The 23,312-nt window shown below is 69.9% G+C and carries 17 protein-coding genes and 2 pseudogenes; 8 read left to right on the top strand and 11 right to left on the bottom strand.

The window, feature by feature from the left end; genetic code table 11:
• Nucleotides 1-179 precede the first annotated feature (179 nt).
• Nucleotides 180-1,985 carry a cellulase family glycosylhydrolase gene (locus AB0I21_RS45075; RefSeq protein ID WP_360570228.1) on the bottom strand — a complete coding sequence of 602 codons (1,806 nt, stop codon included), beginning with the start codon at nt 1,983-1,985 and terminating at the stop codon, nt 180-182.
• A 277-nt stretch (nt 1,986-2,262) separates the two neighbouring features.
• On the opposite strand from AB0I21_RS45075, the gene AB0I21_RS45070 reads away from it, so the two are divergent.
• On the top strand, nt 2,263-2,574 hold the full coding sequence (locus tag AB0I21_RS45070; protein ID WP_360570226.1) for a hypothetical protein: 312 nt from the start codon (nt 2,263-2,265) through the stop codon (nt 2,572-2,574).
• 144 nt (nt 2,575-2,718) lie between these two features.
• Here the strand turns inward: AB0I21_RS45070 and AB0I21_RS45065 are convergent.
• From AB0I21_RS45065 to AB0I21_RS45050, 4 genes and pseudogenes are all read right to left on the bottom strand, one after another.
• Nucleotides 2,719-2,997, bottom strand: a pseudogene (locus tag AB0I21_RS45065) (transposase); the annotation flags it as partial.
• Between the two features lie 421 nt (nt 2,998-3,418).
• Entirely contained in the window at nt 3,419-3,589 is a 171-nt protein-coding gene (locus tag AB0I21_RS45060; RefSeq protein WP_360570224.1) for a hypothetical protein, read from the bottom strand.
• Nucleotides 3,590-3,692: 103 nt separating this feature from the next.
• Nucleotides 3,693-4,097 carry a globin domain-containing protein gene (locus tag AB0I21_RS45055; RefSeq protein WP_360570222.1) on the bottom strand — a complete coding sequence of 135 codons (405 nt, stop codon included), beginning with the start codon at nt 4,095-4,097 and terminating at the stop codon, nt 3,693-3,695.
• Nucleotides 4,094-6,742: a LuxR C-terminal-related transcriptional regulator gene (locus AB0I21_RS45050; protein WP_360570219.1), complete on the bottom strand. Its 2,649-nt coding sequence runs from the start codon at nt 6,740-6,742 to the stop codon at nt 4,094-4,096. The genes AB0I21_RS45055 and AB0I21_RS45050 overlap by 4 nt, the downstream gene beginning before the upstream one ends.
• 281 nt (nt 6,743-7,023) lie before the next feature.
• Here AB0I21_RS45050 and AB0I21_RS45045 point away from each other — a divergent pair, with 281 nt between their 5' ends.
• A complete protein-coding gene (locus AB0I21_RS45045) occupies nt 7,024-8,439 on the top strand; it encodes a squalene monooxygenase (protein WP_360570217.1) in 1,416 nt (471 codons plus the stop codon).
• Between the two features lie 297 nt (nt 8,440-8,736).
• On the opposite strand, the pseudogene AB0I21_RS45040 reads toward AB0I21_RS45045, so the two are convergent.
• The 3 genes and pseudogenes from AB0I21_RS45040 to AB0I21_RS45030 form a co-directional block, all read right to left on the bottom strand.
• A pseudogene (locus AB0I21_RS45040) lies at nt 8,737-9,062 on the bottom strand (DDE-type integrase/transposase/recombinase); the annotation flags it as partial.
• A 318-nt stretch (nt 9,063-9,380) separates the two neighbouring features.
• Nucleotides 9,381-9,548 carry a hypothetical protein gene (locus AB0I21_RS45035; RefSeq protein ID WP_360570215.1) on the bottom strand — a complete coding sequence of 56 codons (168 nt, stop codon included), beginning with the start codon at nt 9,546-9,548 and terminating at the stop codon, nt 9,381-9,383.
• 73 nt (nt 9,549-9,621) lie between these two features.
• Nucleotides 9,622-16,119, bottom strand: coding sequence for an FG-GAP-like repeat-containing protein (locus AB0I21_RS45030; RefSeq protein ID WP_360570213.1), 6,498 nt, complete (start codon nt 16,117-16,119; stop codon nt 9,622-9,624).
• Nucleotides 16,120-16,379: 260 nt separating this feature from the next.
• Here AB0I21_RS45030 and AB0I21_RS45025 point away from each other — a divergent pair, with 260 nt between their 5' ends.
• A complete protein-coding gene (locus AB0I21_RS45025; protein ID WP_360570211.1) occupies nt 16,380-17,099 on the top strand; it encodes an IS6 family transposase in 720 nt (239 codons plus the stop codon).
• 149 nt (nt 17,100-17,248) lie between these two features.
• Here AB0I21_RS45025 and AB0I21_RS45020 read toward each other — a convergent pair whose 3' ends face one another.
• Complete coding sequence (locus AB0I21_RS45020) at nt 17,249-18,277, bottom strand: acyl-CoA desaturase (RefSeq protein WP_360570209.1); 1,029 nt, start codon at nt 18,275-18,277, stop codon at nt 17,249-17,251.
• A 117-nt stretch (nt 18,278-18,394) separates the two neighbouring features.
• Here AB0I21_RS45020 and AB0I21_RS45015 point away from each other — a divergent pair, with 117 nt between their 5' ends.
• From AB0I21_RS45015 to AB0I21_RS45000, 4 genes are all read left to right on the top strand, one after another.
• Entirely contained in the window at nt 18,395-19,696 is a 1,302-nt protein-coding gene (locus tag AB0I21_RS45015) for a sensor histidine kinase (RefSeq protein ID WP_360570207.1), read from the top strand.
• A complete protein-coding gene (locus AB0I21_RS45010; protein WP_360570206.1) occupies nt 19,648-20,283 on the top strand; it encodes a response regulator transcription factor in 636 nt (211 codons plus the stop codon). Before AB0I21_RS45015 ends, AB0I21_RS45010 begins: the two co-directional genes overlap by 49 nt.
• Nucleotides 20,284-20,564: 281 nt before the next feature.
• Nucleotides 20,565-21,515 carry a nitroreductase gene (locus AB0I21_RS45005; protein WP_360570204.1) on the top strand — a complete coding sequence of 317 codons (951 nt, stop codon included), beginning with the start codon at nt 20,565-20,567 and terminating at the stop codon, nt 21,513-21,515.
• Nucleotides 21,516-21,724: 209 nt separating this feature from the next.
• Entirely contained in the window at nt 21,725-22,021 is a 297-nt protein-coding gene (locus AB0I21_RS45000; protein WP_360570202.1) for a hypothetical protein, read from the top strand.
• Nucleotides 22,022-22,066: 45 nt separating this feature from the next.
• Here the strand turns inward: AB0I21_RS45000 and AB0I21_RS44995 are convergent, their stop codons facing one another.
• Both AB0I21_RS44995 and AB0I21_RS44990 read right to left on the bottom strand, forming a co-directional pair.
• Nucleotides 22,067-22,582 (bottom strand): inorganic diphosphatase, encoded by a 516-nt coding sequence (locus tag AB0I21_RS44995; protein ID WP_360570200.1) that lies wholly within the window; start codon nt 22,580-22,582, stop codon nt 22,067-22,069.
• 41 nt (nt 22,583-22,623) lie between these two features.
• Entirely contained in the window at nt 22,624-22,806 is a 183-nt protein-coding gene (locus AB0I21_RS44990) for a hypothetical protein (protein ID WP_360570198.1), read from the bottom strand.
• Nucleotides 22,807-23,067: 261 nt separating this feature from the next.
• Here AB0I21_RS44990 and AB0I21_RS44985 point away from each other — a divergent pair.
• A partial coding sequence (locus AB0I21_RS44985; RefSeq protein WP_360570196.1) for a TCP-1/cpn60 chaperonin family protein occupies nt 23,068-23,312 on the top strand: 245 nt, incomplete at its 3' end.

Below are 23,312 nucleotides of genomic sequence, written 5' to 3'. Positions count from 1 at the left end.
CCCACCGATGCCGAGAACGGCGGCCGGCTCGTTGACGGCGAGCACGGTGAGGTCACGGACGAACGTGGGGGCGTTCATCCTCAGAAGGTACGCCGTCTGTTCTTGAACGTTTAAGTAGCCCGCGGCGCGGCAGCGGTGTGACGGGCCGGGTCGCGGCCCGGCCCGTCACCTCGACCCGGCTACGGGTTCTGGGTCAGCAGGTGTGCCTTGAACCCCTCACCGAAGCCGGCGGTCGGCGTGCCGGCGTAGTCGGTGATGAGGACGTTGCCCTGGGAGCAGCCCCACGGGTTCCAGGTCCACGCCAGGTAGCCGACGCCGTGCGTGTCCGCCCAGGCCATCACCTGGTCGATGTAGTCGTGGGCGCACGTGTTCTGGCCGATCTCGCCGGCCACGACGGGCACCTGCGCGGCGACCACGCCGATCTGGCTGTCCCAGCAGGCAACGGTGACGCACGCGTTGAAGTTGTACGTGTGCCACGAGGCCATGATGTTGCCGGCCGGGTCGGTCGGCTTATATTTCAGCCACTGGGTCAGGTCGTTGGTCCAGGTGAGGCCGGCGACCATGATGACGTTGGTGGCCCCGGTCGCGCGGACCGCGTTGACGAGGCTCTGCATGCCGGCCACCTGGTAGCCGATGCCGGTACAGGTGCCGCCGTCGCGCAGGCAAGTCCACGCTGCGGTCGCGTCCGTCCAGTTGTTGGCCGCGTCCGGGTAGGGCTCGTTGAACAGGTCGAAGATCACCGCGTTGTTGCCCTTGAACATGGTGGCCAGCTGGGTCCAGAACGTAGGCGCGTACTGCGCGTCGGGCATCGGCTTCTGACAGGTGGCGGTGGCGTCCGCGCAGGCCGACGACGTGCCGGTGTACACGCCGTGGTTCCAGTGCATCTCCACGATCGGTGTGATCCCGTTGGCCACGAGCAGGTCTACGTAGGCCTTGACGCCCTGCTGGTAGGTGGCGCCGCTGGGGGTACCGAACGTGCCCAGCCAGCAGTCCTCGTTCAGCGGAATCCGCACGGTGTGGATGTTCCAGGCCTTCATCGCATCGACGCTGGCCTGATCCGGCTGCGCACCGTCCCACTGGCCCTTGCCCTGCACGCAGGCGAACTCGGCGCTGGCCCGGTTGACCCCCAGCAACCGGTACGTCGCACCGGCCGCGGTCACCAGGTGGTTGCCGTTGACGTGCAGCGCCGGGGCCGCCCCGCCGGTGTTCGGCTGGTTGACCCGGATCGAGACCGGGGTGGTGGTCGTGCTCGCGCCCAGGTTGTCCACCGCGCGGGCACTCACCGAGTACGTGCCGGCCGGGACATTCGCCCACGCATACGTGTATGGCGGCGTGGTATCCGATCCGAGCACCGTCGAGCCGTTGAGGAAGTCGACCCGGGCGACCGAGCCGCCCGGGTCGCTCGCGGTGGCCGTAAGGTTGACCGTCGCCGGCACTGTGTACGTCTGGCCGGCCGTCGGGCTGGTCAGGGCAACCGCCGGTGCCTGGTTACCGCCCGGCGAACTGCTGGCCGACGGGCTCGGGCTGGTCGTGCCGCCGGTGCACGCGACCCCGTTGAGGGCGAAGTTCGTCGGCTGCGGCAACGGCGCCGGCGGGGTGGACCCGGCGGTCGCCCTGGTCCATTCGCCCTGCAGGCCGACGCTCGCGTTGGTCGCGCCGGTGCCGATGGCGCCGTTCCAGCCCGCATCGGTGGCGGAGACCGCGGCGGTGCCCGTGAACGTCGCGTTCCAGCCACCGGTGCGGGTCTGCCCGGCGGGCAGCGTGAACGTGAGGGTCCAGTGGCTGACCGGGTCACCGAGGTTGGTGATCGCCAGCGTGGTGTTGAAGCCGCCCGACGTGGGCGACGACTGCCACGCACTGGTGTTCTGATACGTGACGGCGCAGCCGGCGGCCGCGGCCGAGGCCGGCAGTGTCACGACCACGGCGGCGGCGGCCACGAGCGCGCCCACCGCGCCAGATGCCAGCAGCACTCTTCGGTGCCTCATGAGGTCTCCTCGTTCCACAGGTCATCGTCAATCGACGTGCCATGGAACGTGGCTAACTTAAACCTTTAAGTCAATGCTCGCCCGCAACGGTAGAAATCCGGACCAACTCGGTGGCCAGGAAAAACCAACGACCTGCGAGGAAACCGCGGCCTCAGCGAACACGACGAGTCCTGAAACTTTCCAGCCGCGCCCCTTGAACGGTGAAGCACTCGCGGTAAGCCGACAATGCAGGAGTACCGGGTGTGTTCCTTCCATTCGCGGACGTGGGAGCCTGAGCGTGGACAACCCGTGGAACGCCGCCGGGACCGACGCCGTCAACACCTGGCACGGGCGGCCCGACACTCCGTCCGCACCGGAGTGGAACTTCGGGCTCGACCTGCAGGCCACCCGGGCGGTGGTCGCGGGGTGGCCGGGGCCGGTCGTGTACGACGGGTTCGAGGTGGGCGGGCGCGTCCTCGTCGGTAACCAGGTGTGCGCCACGCATCCGGCTGGCAGCCCGGTGGCCGGAGCCAGCGGTACCTGGTGTCGGCCGACGCCGCCGGTGAGTCACCGCGACCCGACCCAGAGGGCATGCCTTATTCGAGCGTGAGCAGGCTCCTATCAAGCCACTCCCGGTTCGGGCGCGGGCGTCCGGCAGTGCCGCACATCAGGGACAAGCCACCAGCCGCTGGCCAGGGCAGCGAAGAAATGAGCGAACCCCACCGGACATCGATCATCATGGCAATAACGCGAAGAAAGCCGTCGCACGTTTGACAATGTCGACATCCTCCTGCAACCGGCGGTTCTCCCGCCGCAACCGGGCCAGCTCAGCTCGCTCGTCCGACGTCAACTCACCAACAGCCGGAACAGCAGCAGGGTTCACGCTGGCACGGCTGTCGACGTCGGCCTGCTTGACCCAGCCCCGCACCGCCGTCTCAGTCAGATCGAAGTCCCGACACACCTGCGCAATCGAACGATCCCCACGCTGGCACAACTCCACGACCTCAGCCTTGAACGCCCGCCGTAAACGCACGACGAGGCCGAGGCCGCTTCTTACCCATGCTCGGCCGGCGGACCTTGCGCAAACCTGTGCTCGCACCTGACCGAGCCCGCCGCACTGCGCCGTGAACGGCACCGCAACCGGGCTCGACGTTACAACGGCCACGCCGACGTCGATCTGTCTGTGAGATTCTTCCGCCCGTGTGCACGCCGACAACCATGCCGGCCACGTCGACGTGCTCGCCCAGGTCCATCACCGGAACGCGGCTGCGCCACGACACCGGATTCGCCGCGTCGAACACCGTGTCCACCGTGCAGCAGCACGCGAGATTGCAGGTACCAGATGCCCTCTCGACCGGGTGGCGAAAGCTGAGACACCCCGCCTGCCCGGATTGCCGACGGCCCGTCCGCAGGGGGCGCGAACGGGCCGTGATAGTGGGGGAAGATCGGGATCGTCAGATGTCCGGACCGATGATCCAGGTCACCGGCTGGATGTCGCCGGTCACGGTCGGGCCGGGCGGAAATGCGGTGTCGTGGACGATGATGCCGGCGTGCGCGGGGCTGGCCAGGCCGATGACTGCGAGGACGAGGCCGGCGATGACGACGCCGGCGCGGCGGATGTTCATGGTGTACCTCCCTGATGTGACGGCTTTCGCTGCCACCCATGCTTGCTTCGACGGGGCGCGGGGCGCCTGAGCAAGCCGTGCTCATTTCCGTGCACGGCGTTGCTCAGCGCAGGTTGAGCAGCATCGCCTCGGTGATCATGTCGTAGGCGGCCGTCCAGGCCTGTTCGTGTTCCGCGGTCCAGGTCGATCCCATGTCGGCGGCGATCGTGGTGATCAGGACGGTGCGGACCTGGTTGTAGTGGGCCACCCGGACGCCGTAGCCGGCGTGGCGGTTGCCGAGACGGGCGGCGCTGGCGAGGAATGCCGGCAGGTCGGGCAGCGCCACCACCAGGGTGTGCAGTTCGTCGGCGAACTTGATGCGTTGGCGGGTCAGGTCGGCCGGGAACATCGGGCGCAGTTGCGGGTGGCGGTCGAACAGTTCGGCGTAGAAGGCGTCGGCGATCTGCGGCAGTCGCGGTCGCATCCGCTCAATGCCGTCCAGCACCAGGTTCACCTGCTCCGGTGTCATCTCACGTCCTCCTCCGGCGTCAGCCCGAGTCGCAGCGCGGCGGCGAGTTCACCGCGGTTGGAGACCCCGAGCTTGGTGTACGCGTTCTGCAGATGGTTGTTGACCGTCCGTATCGACAGGAACAGCTGCTCGGCGATCGTCCGGCTGGCGTGACCCTTCGCGGCAAGGATCGCAATCTCGCGTTCGCGGGTGCTCAGCGGCGACGTGGTCACCGGTCGCAGCAGGCCCGGGCTGCGCACGTCCGGGCATCGGGCCAGCCACTGGACGGTCAGTGCACCGGCGCGCGATCGGAGCCGCCCGTCGCCCGCGGCGGCGGCGTGGGTGGCAGTCTCGGCGGCGGCGAGCAGCGCGTCCAGGTCGGCGTAGCGGTGCGCGGCGGTCAGCAACCCGGTGCTGTCGCCGCGGACTGCGGCCTCGGCGTGGGCCCGCACCGTCGCGGTGATCTCGCTGGCCCACGGGAGGTTCCGGAGGCGGTCCAGCACGATCTCGGGTCGGCCGAGCCGGACCACGTCGTGCAGCAGCCGGAACTCGCGGGTGTACGCACCGACCTGCGCGCACCGCTCGGCCGCGCGGGTCAGCCGGGTCAACGCGGCCGGCACGTTGCCGTGCTGGGCCTCGACCCAGGCCAGGGCGCGCTGCTGCTGGATGACCGGGCCCGCGGTGTCGGAGGCGGCGGCGTCGAGGTCGGTGGTCAATCGCTCCAGCGCTGGCCGGTCCACGGCCCCGGCGAGCGCGGTCGCCATCACCAGGCCAGCCACCGGGCTGCGGACCGCATCGGAGGCGGCGACCGGCCCGATCTCGCTCAGCGCCGCCCGGAACGCGACGATCGCCGCCGCGACGTCGCCCCGGTCGAGCTGCGTCCAACCCGCAACCGTCGCGAACACTGCGCTCAGCGACCGGTCCCCGGCAGCGACCGCCTCGTCCTGCCCTTGCGCGCAGACGTCCAGCGCGGCGCCGAACTGCCCACGCAGGTCCAGGACCATGGCCAGGACCGCGAGGTGCACCACCGCTGGCGGCAGTCCGTCTCCCACCTCCGGGCGGTCGTGCGCCAGCCGGCACAGCTCCTCGGCCTCGTCCAGCCGGCCGAGCTCGGCCAGGCTCGCCGAGCGCACGTGCCAGGCCAGTGCCTGGCCCGGCGACGCGCCCGGCCTGGCGTCGCGGCCGGGCGGATCGACCGAGCCCACCAGCTCCAACGCCGCACGGGGGCGCCCGGCATACGCCGACAGCAGCGCCCGCGCGGCGACGAAACGCCCGTCGCGGTCGGCGCCGACGACGTCGGCCGCGCCCTGCAGGATCCGGCCGGCGTCGTCCAGGCGGCCCAGCCGGTACGCCAGGTTCAGGCTCCGGGTCACCGCCCAGGTGGTGTAGGTGTGCGGGTCCGCGCCCGGGTCCTCCGCAGCGGCAAGCACCGTCTCGGCCTCGGCCGGGTCTCCCTCGTCCACCAACGTCTCGGCCAGCACGATGCTCGCGCGAAGGTGCCGCCCGGTCTGCAGGACGGCGCCGGCCAGCCGCTTGGCGCGCGCGTTGTCGCGCGCGGCCCGGGCGGCGACCGCGGCCTCGGCCAGCAGCGCCGCGTCGCCGGCGCCCGTCGCGTCCAGCCGCCACGTCGCCAGCCGCAGCGGATCGGCCGCGCGCCGGGCCCCGTGGGCGACGACGCGGTCGATCTGGTCGAGCAGCATCCGCCGGGCGGCCAGGGTCGGGATACCCTCGCGGAGGATCGCTCCGTGCAGCGGGTGGGCCAGGGCGATCTGGTACCTGCGCCCGTCCACACGCACCATGATCCATTCGCGGGCCTCGAGCCCCGGCAGGTCGGCCGCCGGGAACTGCTCCGCCAGGTCGTCGGCGCCGAGCGGACCGCAGACGGCCAGCCGGTCCAGCACCTGCCGGTCGTGTGCGGGGAGCTCGGCCAGCCGACGCCGGACGATGGCGGCCACCCCGGCGCCCGGCAGTAGCGGGGCGCGCAACGTCCACACCCCGCCGGTGCCGACCAGCGCACCGTCCTCGAGAGCCCCGAGGACGAGTTCCCGCAGGTACAGGACGTTGCCCTGACTGGCGTCCCACAGGGCCAGGGCGGACGGGGCCGTCACCGGGCCGAGCAGGCTCAGGTGCAGCAGCCGCTCGCACGCGCCGCGGTCAAGTGGGCCGAGTTCGATGCGGGTAGCGTGCCCGGCCCGCCACAGCGCGTCGAGCGGCTCCGGCGCCGTGGCAGGGGCCGCCACAGTTGCCACCACGAAGATGGCGCGCTGCTGAAGCAGGTGGCCCAGCAGGACCGTCGATGCCGGGTCCAGCAGGTCCGCGTCATCGACGCCGACCATCACGCGACGTCCGCCGAACGTCGCGCGCAGGTGCTCGAGGCACGCAACGAGGAGCGCGACAGGATCGTCGAGCCCGGCGCCGACCGGCAGCAGCGCCGCGACCGCCGAGAACGGGATCGCGGCCGCGGCGACGGAGACCGCCACGTGTAGCACCGGCCACCCGTCGTCGCGGGCACGCCGCAGCGCCTCCCGCGCCAGCCGCGACTTGCCCACCCCCGAGCGACCGGTGATGATCACCGCACCGTGGTCGGACTCCGCGAGAGCATCGGCGATGCGTTCCAGCTCCCGGTGCCGGCTCACGAACGGCCACGCCGCTACGGCACTGCCCACCGACACCACCCGTCCGGACCCACCAGCCGCAGGGCCGAGCAACCGTCCACTGTGGGGCAACCCGGCCCGCGCAGCCGCGACACGCCCCGAACGTGCGTCATGCCGATCAGCATGACACGGCCCGTACGACCCGGACTGGACGAAACCCGACAGCGCAGCTGAGTAGTCGGCTCAGCGACCGCCACGGCTGAGCAACCGTTGCTCAGGCGCGAGGGGTCCGGTCCGGCTTGTGCTTGAGGTAGGCGAGCGTTCGGCTCGCCACCGACGCAAGGAGAGCCGCCATGACAAGCAGGGACCGCTCCGGCCACGCCGTCGTACTGGGCGCCAGCATCGCAGGGTTGCTCGCCGCCCGGGTACTCAGCGACACGTTCGCGCGGGTAACGGTGATCGATCGCGACGAGCTGCCGGTGGCGGCGGCGCCACGGCGCTGCGTACCGCAGGGCGAGCACGGGCACGGCCTGCTCGCCGCGGGCCACGCGGCGCTCGCCGAGCTGTTCGACGGATTCACAGCCGACACCGTGGCGCTCGGCGGCGTCCCAGTCGACGTCCAGCGCGACATCCTGTGGATCACCGACGGGCACCCGCTGCGCAACGCCGAGTCCGGACTGCGCGGCCTGTGCCTGAGCCGCCCCGCCATCGAGGGCTACGTTCGAGCCCGGGTCACAGCGCTGCCGAACATCGAGATCCGGGCCCAGCACGAGGCCGTCGGCCTGCTCGGCACTCCGGACCGGACCCGCGTCACCGGAGCTCGGGTGCTGCCGAAGGGCGGCGCCGTGCAGCAGCTCGACGCCGACCTCGTCGTCGACGCGACCGGGCGCGGCAACCGCGGCCCGACGTGGCTGGCCGCGCTCGGGTACGACCCGGCGCCCGAGGAGACCGTAGACGCGAACATGGTGTACGTGACGCGCGAGTTCCGCCGGACGCCCGGCGACGCGCCGCACGCCGCGATCGCGCAGAGCCCGTGGCCGGGCCAGCCCTACGGAGTCGTGGCCATCAACGTCGAGGGCGACCGCCGGCAGGTCACCCTCCTCGGCTGCGGCCCGGGTATCACGCTGCCGAGCGACGTCGACGAGTTCGTCGCCTTCACCGCTCGGCTGCCCGACCGGCGGGTACATGACCTGATCTCCGGCGCGGAGCCGCTCGGCCCGCCGCACCGGATGCGGCTACCCGTCAGCGTCCGGCGCCGCTACGAGCGCCTCACCCAACTGCCGGAGGGGTTCGTGTCCGTCGGCGACGCGATGTGCTCGTTCAACCCGGCATACGGGCAGGGCATAACCGTCGCCGCCGCCGAGGCCCTAGCCCTGCGCGACTGCCTGGCCCGCGGACGCCGGGGCCTGCCGCGGCGGTTCTACGCCCGCACAGCGCGGCTGCTCCGGGCACCGTGGGAGATCGCCGTCGGCGGCGACCTGCGCTTCGCCCACGTCGACGGCGTCCGCACGCGCAAGACGAAACTCATCAACGCATACATCGGCCGGGTCTGCCGCGCCGCGGAGCACGACCCGGTGGTCGGCCGAGCGTTCCTGCGGGTCGCCAACCTGGTGGCCGCGCCGCCGACCCTGTTCGCCCCGGCGATCGTGGCCCGCGTCCTGTGGGGCCGCCGCCCCACACCCAACGTGAACACCACCCAGGCGTGCGCTATTCACGACGCGCCGCACCACCCACAGAAGCGGCAGGAGAGCCAAAAGGGAAGCCGCTGACGGCGACGGCGAACCACTGATTCCCCTGTCCAGTAACGAGATCCGACGACTCTTCAACCGGATCACAGCCCCGTTGACGCGCGTTATCGCACACGACGTGCACTGGTCAACCTGGAGACGGATCAGCCAGACCCGCGCCCGCATCAGCCACTACAAGCGACGCGGGCATCATCACAACCTGTCGTTGCAGTACTAAAACCGGATAATGCAATGGGGAGGGCCGGGCACAGCCCGGTCCTCCCCGTCTCACGTCCCGGTACCGCGGGTTGAGCGGGGCCTCGCGTCGTTCGATCTCTCTTGAGCGGTCTTGTCGGTCTGGAGTCCACGCATCGGTCTCAACCGGTGTTTGAGCTGGCTGTGGTCGGCCTCGATCGAGGTGTTGGCGTGGCGTTCTACGTGATGCCACGCCTGCGGGACCAGTTCATCCAGCACCGCCGGGTAAACCGCTGCGGCATCGGTCACGACCTCCGACGGTGTCACCTTCCACGTCGACAGCGCCCGGTGGAAGAACTTGCGGGCCGCAGCGGCGTCGCGGCTGGCGGACACGAGCACGTCGATGACCTGCCGTGCTGGTCGACCGCCCGGTACACGTATCGCCACACCCCGCCGACCTTGACGTAGGTCACCGCACGGCGACCACGATCACCTCCGGGGGAACCGGAACCCGGCGAACGCCGACCTCGCGGGCAGCCACGGACGCGAGCAGGGCGACGACTTCACTGGTCGAGTCTGACGTCGATCATGCCAACGCTCAACGCAACAGACCCCATCAGCGTGACAGGGAGGGGTCATCGGCTTTCGGGTGACCGCGAGAACGCACGCCGTTCCCACGCGACGTCAAAGGGAGACCGCGGTGCCCCCGGGCGAGACCGCACCGGACGCGGGGCGGCACCCGGTAGGTCAGCCGACCGGCCGGGTGCCGCCGTTGCTGTGCCGGAGGTTCAGTACTCGGCGGTGCGGGCGTTGCCGGTAGCGGCCTGCGAGTGCACGCCGCCGTCCTGCACCGCGTAGACGCTGACCAAGTAGCACGTGTTCGCGGGGAACCCGTCGACCGCGTACGACATCGGTCCGGTGCCGGGGTTGGCCGGCAGCGCCCAGGTGCTGCTCATCGGTACCGGTCTGCCGTCCGGCAGCAGCATCTGGGCTGCTTGCCGGATCCCGGAGCATGCCCACTGCCGGTGATCACGGGCCAGGCACCACCTTCACCCAGTGGGTGAAGGGCACGGGGGCACGGATGACGTACTCGTGCCCGCCGCCGAGGCCGATGCCCGTGACGGGCAGGCCCTGGGTCTCGATGCCGAAGGCCCATTCGGTGAAGGCCGGCCCTTTTGTGGTGTCACCGGGCCACAGGATTTGGGCCAGCAGCGCCGGGTCGGTGATCGTGCCGGGCTCGACGTTGGTGACGTAGACGCCCGGGCCGCTTCCACCGCTGCCCATGTTGATGACACCGGCTCGCTCGATGGCCTCCTTGTTCGCCTGCGATGTGTAGTGCCAGAGGATCTCGGAGTTGCAGTAGTCGATCTCGTGCAGCGGGATCATGACGCTTGCCGCGCCAAGTGCCGCCGGTGCGAGCTCGGGCTGCAGGATGGACACGATCACCAGAGCGATGACCACGACCGCTTTCAGCGCCTCGGCGCGCCGCTGTGCCAGGCACTTCTCCTGATCGTAGGCGGGTGACACCGGGCTGTGTGAGGCAAGCTCGATGTCGGGGTCGAGCTCCCGCAGCTGGCTCAGCGCATCGGCCAGGGTGCTGTCGGTCATCACCGGGTTGCCGTTCTGCCCGCCATAGATGGCCGCCATCGCTAGGTAGAACGCGAGGTCCGAGGAGCTGATCGTGCCGGTGCCGCCGCCGGGCGCCGGGGTCGCCGGCCCACTGGCGGGCTGGTACCCGGCGGCGTCCGACCGCGCCGCCTGAAGCGCCGCAGCCCGGTCGGCCGCATTGGCCTGCGACCACAACTTGTCCGCGTCGCTGCCGGAGTTGTCGCCGATGATCGGCGCGGTGAACCAGGCATCCGGGTTCTCCGGCCCCTGGGCCAGCCCGTGGCGGGTGCACTCCGCCGGGTCGTAGTTGTCCGGGCCCAGCAGGTCACCGTCCCCGCAGGGCCGGTACCCGGTGGGGTCGGTGAAGCTCAGCGGGCTGTTGTACGCGTAGTTATAAGGATTGTTGCCGCTGCTGCCCAGCGGGTCGGTGGTCAGGAAGACGTGCTGGGCCGGATCGTAGAGCCGCCCCTTCATATCGATCAGGTGCAGGGCGTCCTGCGCTTCCTGCCCGGTGAACTGGTGGGCCAGCTCACTGGACACAGTGGACAATGGCGTGCCGTCCACTGTGGTGTGGCCGCCGAACGGCTCGTACCAGAATCGCTGCATCACGGTTCCGCCGCCGTCGACGGTGGCCGTGGCCGACCCGATGGCGTCGTGCAGCACGTACTCGAGCTTTGTGGACCCGTCGTAGAGCACCTGGCCGATCGGGCCGTCGAGGCCCTGCAGGTAGAACACGTCGAGATTGCTGTTGCCGGTGGTCCGGTGCTCGAAATACCCGGGCACGTAGAAGGTCTCCCCGGCAGGGCCGGTCTCCTTGATCTTGTTGCCGAAGGCGTCGTAGGCGTAGGTCGTCTTGCCCGCGCTTGTCGTGACGGACTTGGGGAGATCGTAGGCGGTGAAGGTGACCGAGTCCCGGCCGTCACCCGAGGTCTGTCTTCCTTGACCGTCGTAGGTGGACAGTGCAGCGCTCTGGCCTGCAGGCGTCGTCCGGGTCAGCGTGTGCGGCTGGCCTCCGGCTGCGTTGCCGTAGTCCCGGTGCTCGGTGGGTACGCCGTTGCGGGTGATGTCGGTCAGGTTGCTGAGCGTGTCGTAGGTGTAGGAGGTGGTGGCCGTGGGCTGGTTGGCATAGGTCAACGACCACGAGGTCAGCTCGCCCAGCCCGTCGTACCCGTAGTCCTCCGACCGCATGTTCAGCAGATCTTTCCTGGTCTTGACCAGGCCGTCGGGATAGTACGCGTAGGACAGGTCGGAGAGCTTGGCGTTGGCCGTCGCCGTGGTGGCGCCGATGAGCTGCCCGGTGACCGGATCGTAGGTGTCGGTCTCCGTCATCGGCCCTGAGCTCGTCGGGAAGCTGGTGCTGATGGCTGCGCCGTTAGGCTGACGCGAGTTCACCATGGTGAGCAGGCCGAGGTTGGCACCCGAGCTCACATCGCTGACGGTCGAGGCGAAGCCGCCGCTGTTGTAGCCGATCTGGGTGGTGAATCTGCTGCGCCCGGGCACGTCCGGATAGGCCAGTGTGGACGGTCGCCCCGAGCTGTCGTAGCCCTTGGCGATGCCATAGCTCGTACCCTTGGCGAGGTCCTTGTAGTCCACGGTGGACTCCCGGCCGGAGGCGTCGTATCCGTAGGCCACCTGGATCTGGTCTGGGCTGGTCGCCGAGGCGAGCTTGCCGATGCCGTGCGGGGCGGTGTCATAGGTGTAGGCAGTGTCGCCGTCCTCGCTGTGCTTCACCGTGGTGCGACCGAGGTCGTCGTACTCGAACTTGGTCACATTGCCCGTCGACACATGTGTTTCCAACCGGGGATCACCCGTGCCGAAGTAGGAATCAGCGATCTTGCCGCGATCAGGATCATCCACCTGCGTGCGCCGACCGCGCACGTCATAGGTGTAGACCGTGGGGTGGCCCTTGTCGTCGATCGCCTTGTAGAGCAGGCCGAACGGGGCGTACTGGTAATTGGCGGTCACCGAGGTTCCGCCCCGGTGCGCGATCGTCTTTGCCACCGCACCGTCCACGTTGTACACGGTGTCGGAGACCGATCCATTGGGGTCGGTGGCGTTGGCCGTGAAGAAGGTCCGGTTCACCGTCGCCTTTGCGCCGCCCGGCAGCGTGGTGCTCAGCAGCCGATCGAGCCCGTCGTAGGTGTAGGACGTGGTACCACCGGGAGCAGGAGCAGTCTGCTCGGCGACCCGGCCCAGCACGTCATAGGTCGAGGTGCTGACGGCGACGCCGCCGCCGAAGGCGGTCTTGCTGACGTAGATGGTGCGGCCCAGGGCATCGGTGTGTGTCACGACGTCCTGGGGCTGTTGCGGCGCGATGCCGGTGCGCGCCAGGGTGATCGTGCCATTGGTCCCGCCTGCGGCATCGTTGCGGTTGTCGTAGAGGTACGTCACCGGTGCCTCGCCGTCGTGAGCGCGGCTGACGATCCGGCCCAGATCGTCGTAGACCGCGGTGGCCTGCACCCCGTTCGCGTCCATGCTCGCCACCGTCGCGCCATAGGCCGGCTGCACCATCGCCCACTGCGAGGGCTGGTAGGCCGCCACGTTGTGCTCGTACCAGAGCTGCGAGGTGTAGATCTCCTCGTTCGGCTGGCCCGCGAACATCGGCGTGTATTCGAGGTGGGTGATGCGGTCGGGCAGGCCGTCAGCCGAGACGGTGGTCGACCGGGTTACGCCGTAGGCGTCGATGACGCTCGTGACCCTCTGGCGCACATCGGGGTCGGGGTTGTTCTTCTCCAGCCAGGTCGTGTCGAGCCGCCCCAGCGCGTCGTAGCCGTTGTCGACGGTCCGGGTGACCTGCGGCGGCACGTTGCCGGGGACGGAGGACGTGGTCTCCTCGTGCACGGGCAGGCTGATCAGCCAGTCGGCCAGGCGGTTGTCGAAGTCGGTCTTCACGGTCTGCGTTGATCCACCGGTGACCGCGCGGGTGTACTGCGTCCGGTTGCCGTAGTCGTCGAAGCCGAACGTCTCATCGACGCGGGTTGCCGGCGAGGCGGGCTCGGCGAGGCCGGTGACGTGCTCGGTCACCGGTTTGCCGACCAGCGACCCCCAGGTGAGGTCCACCTTTTGCTCCCACTGACGGGTGCTGGTGGTCTGCGGATAGGCGACGTAGACCGGCAGCGCGTTGCCTGGCTGCAGGTTCCGCACGAGATACGTGAGTGTGGATTTACTGACCCGAGCGTTGGCCGTGGCCGGGGCGCGGCTCACACCCTGCAGCGGCAGCAGCGGCACGGCTGTGGTGATCGTCGTGGGGCGGTCCACATAGGCGTAGTACTTGCCGTCGATCTTTGTCCGATGTGGATAGTCGAGCACGGTCTCCGCAGGACGCTGCGGATCCCACACCCGCATCCTGGCGAAGCCGAGGAAGCCCGAGCCGCGGACGTCAACCACCGGGTCCTCATAGGAGTAGTACAGCGAGTAGCCGTCGGCGGGATTGACCGGGTCGGTCAGGTAGTCGCGGGACACCACGCGGCGCACCACCGGCATGCCGCGCCGGCCGCACAGCAGCGGATACCCGCAGACCTGGGCACCCAGCGCCTCCATGTGATCACTCCACGCATCGCCATAGGTCACCGTCTGGCGCGCCCATGCGGTGTCCTGATCGGACACGGTCAGCAGCCTGTCGGGATAGGACACGTTCTGGGTGAGGAGCATCATCTGGGTGCCCACCATCCGCACCACATCCGCGCGACCGTCTCCGTTGAAATCCCCGACCCGCGAGGTGGCCCGGCCGTTGTGCACGTCCGCCGCGCCCCCGTCCGCGGCGATCTGGCGCTCGGCAAAGGCGCCGTTGCCCAGCGAAACCATCACCCGCGTACCGCCCGGCCCGAAGGTGACCAGATCCGAGCGGCCGTCACTGTTCACATCGGACACCCGCACATCGACGTGCTGGTCGTAGGAGATGGCGGGGCTGCCACCGGCCGCCAGGCCCGCTCCGGTGTTCCACAGCAGCACCGGGCTTCCGACGATCTTGCCATTCATGTCGACGGTCGTCGGGAGCAGCAGGTAGTCCTCGAGGCCGTCGCCGTTCCAGTCGCCGATCACCTGCCCGTACGAGTGCAACATCGGCAGTGCGTGGTAATAGCCGAGCCCGCCGACGTCGCTCCAGCCCGGCTGCGGCGCGCCCGGCTGATCGTTGACGTCGAGGCCTTGGACGTATTCGGTATTGCACTGACCCGGCGGGTCGCCCGGCAGATGCTCGAAGCCGACGAGCTCCGCCCGCCCGTCACCGTTGGTGTCGGTGATCCTGGGCGCGGGGCATGTGCCGCCGTTGCCGTCGTCGAGCGTGAGCGACGTCGGCATCGGCACGCCGAAGGCACCACCGGTGTTGAGCCGGATCGACACCCCGGTCACGTAGTCCATCCTCCCGTCACCGTCCATATCGGCCAGCGTCGTCGGCGCCGACGTGTCCAACGTGGACCCCGATTCGACGAACCGGCCCTGGGCGGCACTCCAGTTGAGCACCCGGTCGTGCTTGCCCGATCCGTCGGGATAGCGGGCCGAGAAGGACCCTGTGCCGTCGGCGTCGAGGTCGAGCGGCCGGCTCGCTTCCAGATCCACGTTGGATGGCCACGCCGGGGAATTGTTTGCGGTCAGCAGGACGTCGTCGTGCAAGGGCTGCACGGCCCCGGTCGCAGGATCCCGCCGGCCCAGCTTGGCCCAGTCGGGACTGTCCGCATCGGACGTTCCGCCGTGCGTCCACACGATGTCATCCGCGCCGTCACCATTGAGGTCGAGCACGTGCATCATGGGAGATCGGCTCTGCCCCAGGTTGAACGGGCTCATGTTGCCCAGATCGGCCTCGGTGAACGTCGGGACTGCAGACTCCGGCCCGCCCGGATCCCAGCCGAAAAGCTTGGCGCGCAGGCAGCCACCGGACACGCCGCACTTGCGCACGGAGGCCAGCAGGCTGTGCCCGGCGAGGTCTTGTGTGTAGTCGAGCTGGTATTTCCAGGCCAAACTCGTTACGCCCGGGTTCGGCGCATACATCGAGACCGCCTTCAGCCGCTGCGTGAGGTTGAACCTGACCCCGGCCACATAGCTGAACGACTTGTCCGGGCGCGTCTCGTATCCGAACTCCACGTATCGCTGCCCCGCCAGCGGGCTGCCCTTCACCGAGTGGAAGGTGTATCTGATGCGCAGGGGGAGATACTCGTTGCCCTGCGCCCCGGTCGAGGCCGAGTACTCGTACTGGATCTCGTTGCCCGACCGGTCCATCTCGCTGGCCAGCAACCACATCACCCGGGACGTGGAGGTCATTACGTCACCCGTGGTCGGTTTCGGGTTCCAGCCGACGCCCGAGCTGACCCGGGTGCCGGTCTGCGGTTTGTACGTTCTGATCAGGCCGGACTTGGTGCGCACCACGAACTCGTCGGGCCCGCTGAGCAGGCCGGCCTGCGTCACCGTCGAGGTGATCTGCGCGAACGAGTCGGTTCGGGTGCGATACTCCGCCTGCAGAAAGGGCGGCCACCCCGGCGGCGGCGCACCGAGCTGGATCAGCTTCTCCCCGTCCAGGCAGAAGGCATCTCCTGCGTCAAAGCCGACCGGGCTGATCTTCCCTTCCACGCCGAGGGATCTGCCGCACCGGGTGATCGCCGAGCTCGCTCCGGCGACATGCCAGCCCATGCCGAGCGTCCCGTCGCCGCTGCCGCTGGAGTAGGTAAGCACGAGCGACGGCTGCATGCCCGCACGCCCCTGCGGAACATCGAGTGGAATCGAGTAGGTGAACGCCCCTTCGGGCGCGACATCCCAGGATCCGGGAACGTAGCCGATGGCGCCCTTGGCCGCGACGATCGGCTTGTCGTTAGCCGGCATGGGTTTCGGCAGTTCGGGCTGCTGAGCCGCGTAAGCCGCCAGCGGCCGGCCGCCGAACACGGTGAGCACTGTGGTCAGACTCGACCCGAGCAGGGCCATCACCGTCATGGCGGCAATCCATTTCCGCGTCCGTCGATGTGTTGTCCTTCGCATGCGGGCACCGTCTCACCGCGGCCTCCGCCGCTGCCTGAGTAACAGCTACTCATCGCGGCACGGCCTCCTGCTCAGCGGGCCTGCCATCCCGCAGCTCAGCAGCTGCGCCTGTCGTGTATGTGCCCGCCGTGTGTCGAAACGACGACGGCCACGCCGGCGACATCAGCCAAGGGTCCGTTGCATTGATCGATGCCCTGGTCAGGCAGGCTTGAACGGTGAAGCGCTCGAACCGCCTGCGTTCAGTCCAGCCACCGCGGTCAGCGTTCGCCGGGTTCCGGTTCCCACCCGACGTCATCATGGTCGCCGTCCGGCTCTACCTGCGGTACAACCTGTCCTACCGCGACGTCGAGGAACTCCTACTCGAGCGTGGTGTCGAGGTCGACCACGTCACCATCTTCCGGTGGGTGCAACGCTTCACCCCGCTACTGGCCGCCGCCGCCAGATTCTGCCGGCATGCACCTGGCGACAGATGGTTCACCGACGAGACCTATGTCAAGGCCAACGGCGTCTGGCGGTACGTGTACCGCGCCGTCGACCAGCACGGCCAGGACATCGACGTACTCGTCTCCGCCCGCCGCGACGCCGTGGCGGCACGCCGGTTCTTCCGTCGGGCGATGGCCACGTTGAAGGTGCGACCCACCGAGGTGATCACCGACGCGGCACCGGTGTACCCGGCGGTGCTCGATGAGCTGGTCCCGTCGGCGTGGCACCACGTCGAACGCCACGCCAACAACCGGGTGGAAGCCGACCACAGCCAACTCAAGCACCGGCTCAGACCGATGCGCGGGCTACAGGCCGACCGCACCGCACAGACGATCATCGCCGGACATGCCTTCATGCAGAACCTCCGCCGCGGACACTACGAACTCGGCGTCGACGCCCCACGCGGGCTGCGCGTCGCCGCAGCGTTCACCGAACTCGCCATCGCCATCTGAAGACCGGCCGGCACGCGCTTGAACGCGCCCTCCGATCGGCAAATGCAACAGCGCCCTCCAGACGAACCTCACGACGAAGAATTTCCGGCGCTCGATCAACGCGATCGCTCAATGCAACAGCGCCGTGAGTGGCGGTGATCGCCCGTCGGTCAGCAGGCCGCGTGCTCCGTGCGGGCGGGCGCTCCCACGTCGTGCAGGTACCGCAGGGCCTGCCGGTAGGAGGTGACGAGGCTGGTCTGCTCGTACGGCACACCGATGTCGGCGCAGTACGCCTCCACGATGGGCTGGGCCCGGCGGAGGCTCGGGGTCGGCATGCCCGGGAAGAGGTGGTGCTCGATCTGGTAGTTGAGGCCGCCGAGCGCCGCGTCGGTCAGCCGGCTGCCACGCACGTTGCGCGAGGTGAGCACCTGCTTGCGGAGGAAGTCCTCGTCGCCGGAGGGGTGCGGCATGCCCTTGTGGTTCGGCGCGAACGTCATGCCCAGATACACGCCGAACAGCGCCTGGTGCACGAGGAGGAAGGCGACGGCCTGCAGCGGGGACAGGACGGTCAGCAGCGCAGTGAGGTAGGCCGTCGCGTGCAGTACGAGCAGCGCGATCTCCAGCCGGCGGCGCTTCATCCCGCTGCGGCGCAGGGCCTTGACGCTGGACACCTTCAGGTCGATCGCGAGCAGCGTGAGCAGCGGGAAGAACAGGCCGGCCTGGTGCCGGGTGATGAAGCCAGCCAGTCCGCGCCGGCCGACGGCCGATTCGGTTGCCCAGATGAGCACCTCGGGAGCGACGTCTGGGTCGAGGTCGTCGTGGTTGGGGTTGTTGTGGTGGCGGGTGTGCTTGTCCATCCACCAGCCGTAGCTCATGCCGACCGCCAGGTTGCCGGCCAGTAGCCCGGCGAGCTCGCTGGGCCGTTTGGTGCGGAACACCTGGCGGTGCGCCAGGTCATGGGCCAGGAGGGCGACCTGGGTGAACGTGACCGCGAGGACGGCGGCGGTCACCAGCTGCCACCATGACGAGCCGATCAGGACGAACGCGGTCCACCCGCCGAGCAGCATCAGCGTGACGACGCCCATCCGGGCGGCGTAGTAGGCGGGCCGGCGTTGCATGAGTCCCGCCTGATTGATCCGCCGGGCCAGGACGGCGAAGTCGCTGCCGGACGGCGCCCGCGGCGTCATCGTGATCGTCATATGTCCAGTACACCTGGCGCTGGCAGCTTCGTCAGGAGCGCCAGGTTCCCCGGCACGGGGGTGGTAGCACCCCCGTCACCACCGCTGGGCCGCACCCGCGACTGGCAGAATGGAAACGTGAGCGGGACCGGCAGACCGGTGCGTCGATGGGCCGGCCAGGGCATGCGCGGCGTCCTGTCCGCCCTGGCGGCCGTCGGCCTGGCGTTCACCAACCTGCCGCTGCTGCTCATCTCCGTGGTCGCGCTGGCGCTCAGCCCGGTGCCGTTCCTCGGCCTGGCGCTCACTCCCTGGGCGATGAGCCTGGTGCGGATGCGCGCGGACCTGGAGCGCCGGCGCGCGTCGCGGACCGGTGTGCTGGTGCGACGCCCCTACCACCCGGCGCCCGAGCGGGCGCTGCCCGGCGGCTGGCAACGCTTCCGGTGGACGGTGACGGACCCGGCCACCTGGCGCGACCTCGCCTGGCTCGTGCCGGGGGCCCTGGTCGGCTTCGGACTCGGGGCCGCCGGTGTACTCGTGCCGCTCTACGGGATCGCCGGTCTGACGCTGACGCCGCTGTGGATCTGGCTCGGCACCGGCTGGTACGGCTACGGCGTGATCTGGTCCGTCGAGTCAGTCGGCGCAGGCCTGCTGTGCCTACCGCAGGGCGCGGCCTTCCTGGCCACCGGCCTGTCGGTGGCGCCCTGGCTGCGCCGGGTCGACGCCCATTTCGCGCACCTGTTCCTCGCGCCGACGAAGAACGCCGAGCTCCGGCTGCGTATCACCCAGCTGACGGTGACCCGGGCCGACACGGTCGACGCCCAGGCGGCGGAGCTGCGCCGCATCGAGCGGGACCTGCACGACGGCGTCCAGGCGCGACTGGTCTCGCTGAGCATGGTGATCGGCCTTGCCGACGAGCTGCTCGACCGCAACCCCGCCGACGCTCGCAAGCTGCTCGTCGAGGCCCGCGAGTCCAGCGGCGCGGCGCTGGTCGAGCTGCGCCATCTCGTCCGCGGCATCCATCCGCCCGTCCTGGCCGAGCGGGGCCTGGCCGGGGCCGTCCGCGCGCTCGCGATCGGGCTGCCGGTGGACATCTCGGTCGAGGTCGACCTGCCGGGGCGCCCGGCCACGCCGGTGGAGTCCGCGGCGTACTTCGCCGTCGCAGAGACGCTGACCAATCTGGTCCGGCACAGCCAAGCCCGGCACGGATCAGTGGTCATGGGGTATGCGGGCGGGGCGCTGAACATCGTGGTCACCGACGACGGTGTCGGAGGCGCCGACCCGGCGGGCGGCTCGGGGCTGCGCGGCATCGAGCGCCGTCTCGCCGCGTTCGACGGCACCGTAACGTTGTCGAGCCCGCCGTCGGGGCCCACCGTCATCACCATGGAGCTGCCGTGCGCGTTGTCATTGCCGAAGACCATGCCCTCCTCCGGGACGGGCTGACGCGGCTGCTGCAGGCGTTCGACTTCGACGTCGTCGCGTCCGTCGACAACGGGCCGGCCCTGCTGCCCGCGCTCGTCGAGCACCGGCCCGACGTCGCCGTCATCGACGTGCGGTTGCCGCCGACGTTCACCGACGAAGGGCTGCAGGCGGCGATCTCGGCCCGGAGCCGGATACCGGGACTGCCGACGCTGATGTTGTCCCAGCACGTGGAGCCCCTCTACGCGCGCGAACTGCTGGCCACGCCGCACGGCGGCGTCGGCTATCTGCTTAAGGACCGGGTGTCCAACATCGGGGAGTTCATCGACGCCGTGCACCGCGTCGCCGGCGGTGGCACGGCCATGGATCCGGAAGTGATCGCTCAGCTGCTCGCCCGCCGGGAGCCGCTCGCGGTACTCACCGCGCGGGAGCTCGGCGTGCTCGGCGAGATGGCCGAGGGCCGCTCCAACTCCGCGATCGCGGCCAAGCTGGGTATCACCGAGAAGGCCGTGAGCAAGCACATCAACAGCCTGCTGGCCAAGCTGGACCTGCCGCCGTCCGACGACGACAACCGCCGGGTTCGCGCCGTGCTCACCTACCTCAACGCCTGAGCCGCTCGGCGGCGGATCCGGTCACCGAGCGCGCGCCGCGCATGTCGTCACCTCGCGCGCCATCAGGAAGATGAGGGCCTGAACGGCGCACGACGCTGACGGGGCGGTGTTCCGGACGTTCTTCCCTGGACGAAGGGGCGCGCATCATAGGGTCTGCGCGCGAACTGGCGTAGGGTTGGCTGCGCGGCCCGTGGTGATGCGGCCGCATGTGGCCGGGGCGACTACTCCTTCTCGCCTGCACCCGCCGTGTTCTGCGGCGTTGGTCCGGAGGTCTCAGCCCGATGCAGGTCATGCAGTTCAAGCCCAGGCCCGATCGCCGTCACGACTCGACAGGTCCAGCTGCCGGCGGCGCGTCGCTGGGCGATGCGACGATCCATCCGATCGGCGCCCAGGCCGTCATCCACGCGCTCCTCGCCGCAGCCAACGCGGCCGGGTTCGCGCCGTCGATTCTCGACTCCCAGCCGTGGCGGTGGCGGCTGACCGGCAACACCCTGTCCCTGTACCACGACCGCACCTGCGTCGACGACGACGTCGACGCGGACGGCCGCTTGGCGATCATCAGCTGCGGGGCAGCCCTGCACCACGCGCGGATCGCGCTGGTGGCGGCCGGCTGGCGACTCACGATCAACCGCCGGCCGGACCGGGCCGACCCGGACCGGCTCGCGTCCTTGCGGCTCAAGGAGCGCTCGCCGGCGGAACCGGCCGAGGCACCGCTCGTGGACAGCATGCCCCTGCGCCGCACCGACCGGACCCCCGTCACCGGCGCGCCGATCGCGGCCGCGCAGCTCAGGGCCGTTTCGTTCGCGGTGCGGGCGGAGGAGACGTCGCTGCACGTGCTCTACCCCGACGAGGTGCTCGAGCTTGCCCGGGTCGCCTCCGGTGGCCGCCCCGTGCCGGTCGGATCGGGGGACCGCGCGACCGGCGTGGGCCCGGCCGGCCTCACCGACGGCACCGGCGCGACCTTCGTGCTGCTGTACGGCCACACCGACGAGCCGGAGGACTGGCTGCGCGCGGGTGAGGCACTGTCCGCCGGCTGGCTGACCGCGACCGCCGCTGGCGTCTCCGTCCTGCCGCTGAGCGCGGCCGTCGAGGTGGTTGCCACGCGGCAGGCCGTCCAGATGATGATCGGCTGCGTGGGCTACCCGTACCTGCTGCTGCGCCTCGGCCGGGCCGGTATGCCACCGCCGGGGCCGCGCCGCGCACCGGCCGCCCAGATCATCGATCGGCGCTGACGCTATGCGGGTGGCGGCACGCGTGCGTCGCGGCGTACGGTCGCTACCACAGCCGCTCTGGACCCCGGTGGTATCGACACCTCGTCCACCGCAGGAGGGCTCATGATCGGCGGTCATGCCGGTCCGATCGCCGTCGCGGCAACCTGTGACAGGCTCGTCCGGAAGATCGCCGACGGCGACCCGGCTGCGCTGCCGGGCTGTACCGCCTGATGGTGCACCAGATCCTCGCTCACATTCGTCCCGGGCTGGACGACGTGGCCGCGGTGTGCGTCACGCGGGCGGTCTTCGTCGAGGTGTGGCTGCTGGCGCCGGTGTCGCAGCGGTGGCACGCGGACGCGCAGGCATGGCTCTTCGCGATCGCTGACCGGCGCGCCGGCGAGCAGGCGCGGGAGGCGAGCCCCCGGATGGCGACGGTTGCGGTCTACGACCAGCATCTCAGCTCGGAACTCAACGACCTGCTGCGGCCGCCGGACGGTCGCCGCCCGGCGGTCGCCGGCCCGCAGTGACGTCTGCCGTCCCGCGGTCGCCACCTGCTGCGTCGGCGGCGCGGCCTACCCGGCGTGCGGCCGCGCCGTGCGGGCGTTGCTCGCGGCCCGCAGGCGGGACCGGGTGACCTCCGCTTCGGCCTCCGCCCGGTCCGCCCAGATGCCGTGCTCGGCGTCGATGGCCTTGCCCGGCTCGAGGTCCTCGTAAATCTCGAAGAAGTGCTGGATCTCCAGCTTGTGGAACGGATCCAGGTCCGGGAGGTCCTGGAGGTAGGTCAGGCGTGGATCGGCGGTGGGGACGCAGAGCACCTTCGGGTCCGGGCCCTTGTCGTCGCGCATCCGGAACATGCCGAACGCGCGGCAGCGGATCTGGCAGCCAGGGAACGTCGCCTCGCGCGTCAGCACGAGCGCGTCGAGCGGGTCAGCGTCCTCGCCGAGGGTGTCCTCGATGAAGCCGTAGTCCTCTGGGTACTGGGTGGCGGTGAACAGGGTGCGGTCCAGTCGGATCCGGCCGGTGGGCCGGTCCATCTCGTACTTGTTGCGGGTCCCCTTCGGACTCTCGACCGTCACGTCGAACTCCACGCGTGCCACGCTCCCCAGCCGTCGTCGGATTGCGGTGGCGCCTACCGCGGCGCGGCGTGTGCCTTGCCGGTCATGCTCGCCACGTCGAGGGCGAGGAGGTCGAGCAGTCCCGCGTTTCGGGCTGTGTCGATGTCTTCGGGCAGGGACCTGTCGACCCAGGCGGCGCGATCATGTTGACCTCGGCTGCGGAGTGCGGCGAGGACGTTGGACTTTGCGATGATCATGGCTGCCTTCGCGGTGCGGTTGTGCCGGCAGTCGCCCGAGACCGGGCGACTCGGCCAACGGTACGCCTGATCGGCGACGGGCGCCGCGCCGCCCGGCCGGGCTTGTGATCCGGGCCGATGAGTGCTGCACTGGACTTAGCACTCGGGACATGCGAGTGCTAAGCCGAATGGGATGCAGCTCCGGGGCGACGCAGCCGTAGCCATCGCAGGTCGGTCCGAACAGTGCCGGACATCCGGCGCGATACGTGAAGGACGACACAGATGGCAAAACTGATCGCGTTCGGGGAAGACGCCCGCCGTGGCCTCGAGCGGGGCATGAACACCCTCGCCGACGCCGTCAAGGTGACGCTCGGACCGCGCGGCCGCAATGTCGTGCTGGACACCGGCTACGGGGTGCCCACCGTCACCAATGATGGTGTGAGCATCGCCAAGGAGATCGAGCTCGAGGACCCCTACGAGAAGATCGGCGCCGAGCTGGTCAAGGAGGTCGCGAAGAAGACGGACGA

It is taken from the genome of Dactylosporangium sp. NPDC050588 (genome assembly GCF_040654975.1).
In the GTDB taxonomy this organism is placed as follows: domain Bacteria; phylum Actinomycetota; class Actinomycetes; order Mycobacteriales; family Micromonosporaceae; genus Dactylosporangium; species Dactylosporangium maewongense.
The sequence above is the reverse complement of the archived record's forward strand: the minus strand, read 5'-3'. Positions and strand labels throughout refer to the sequence as shown.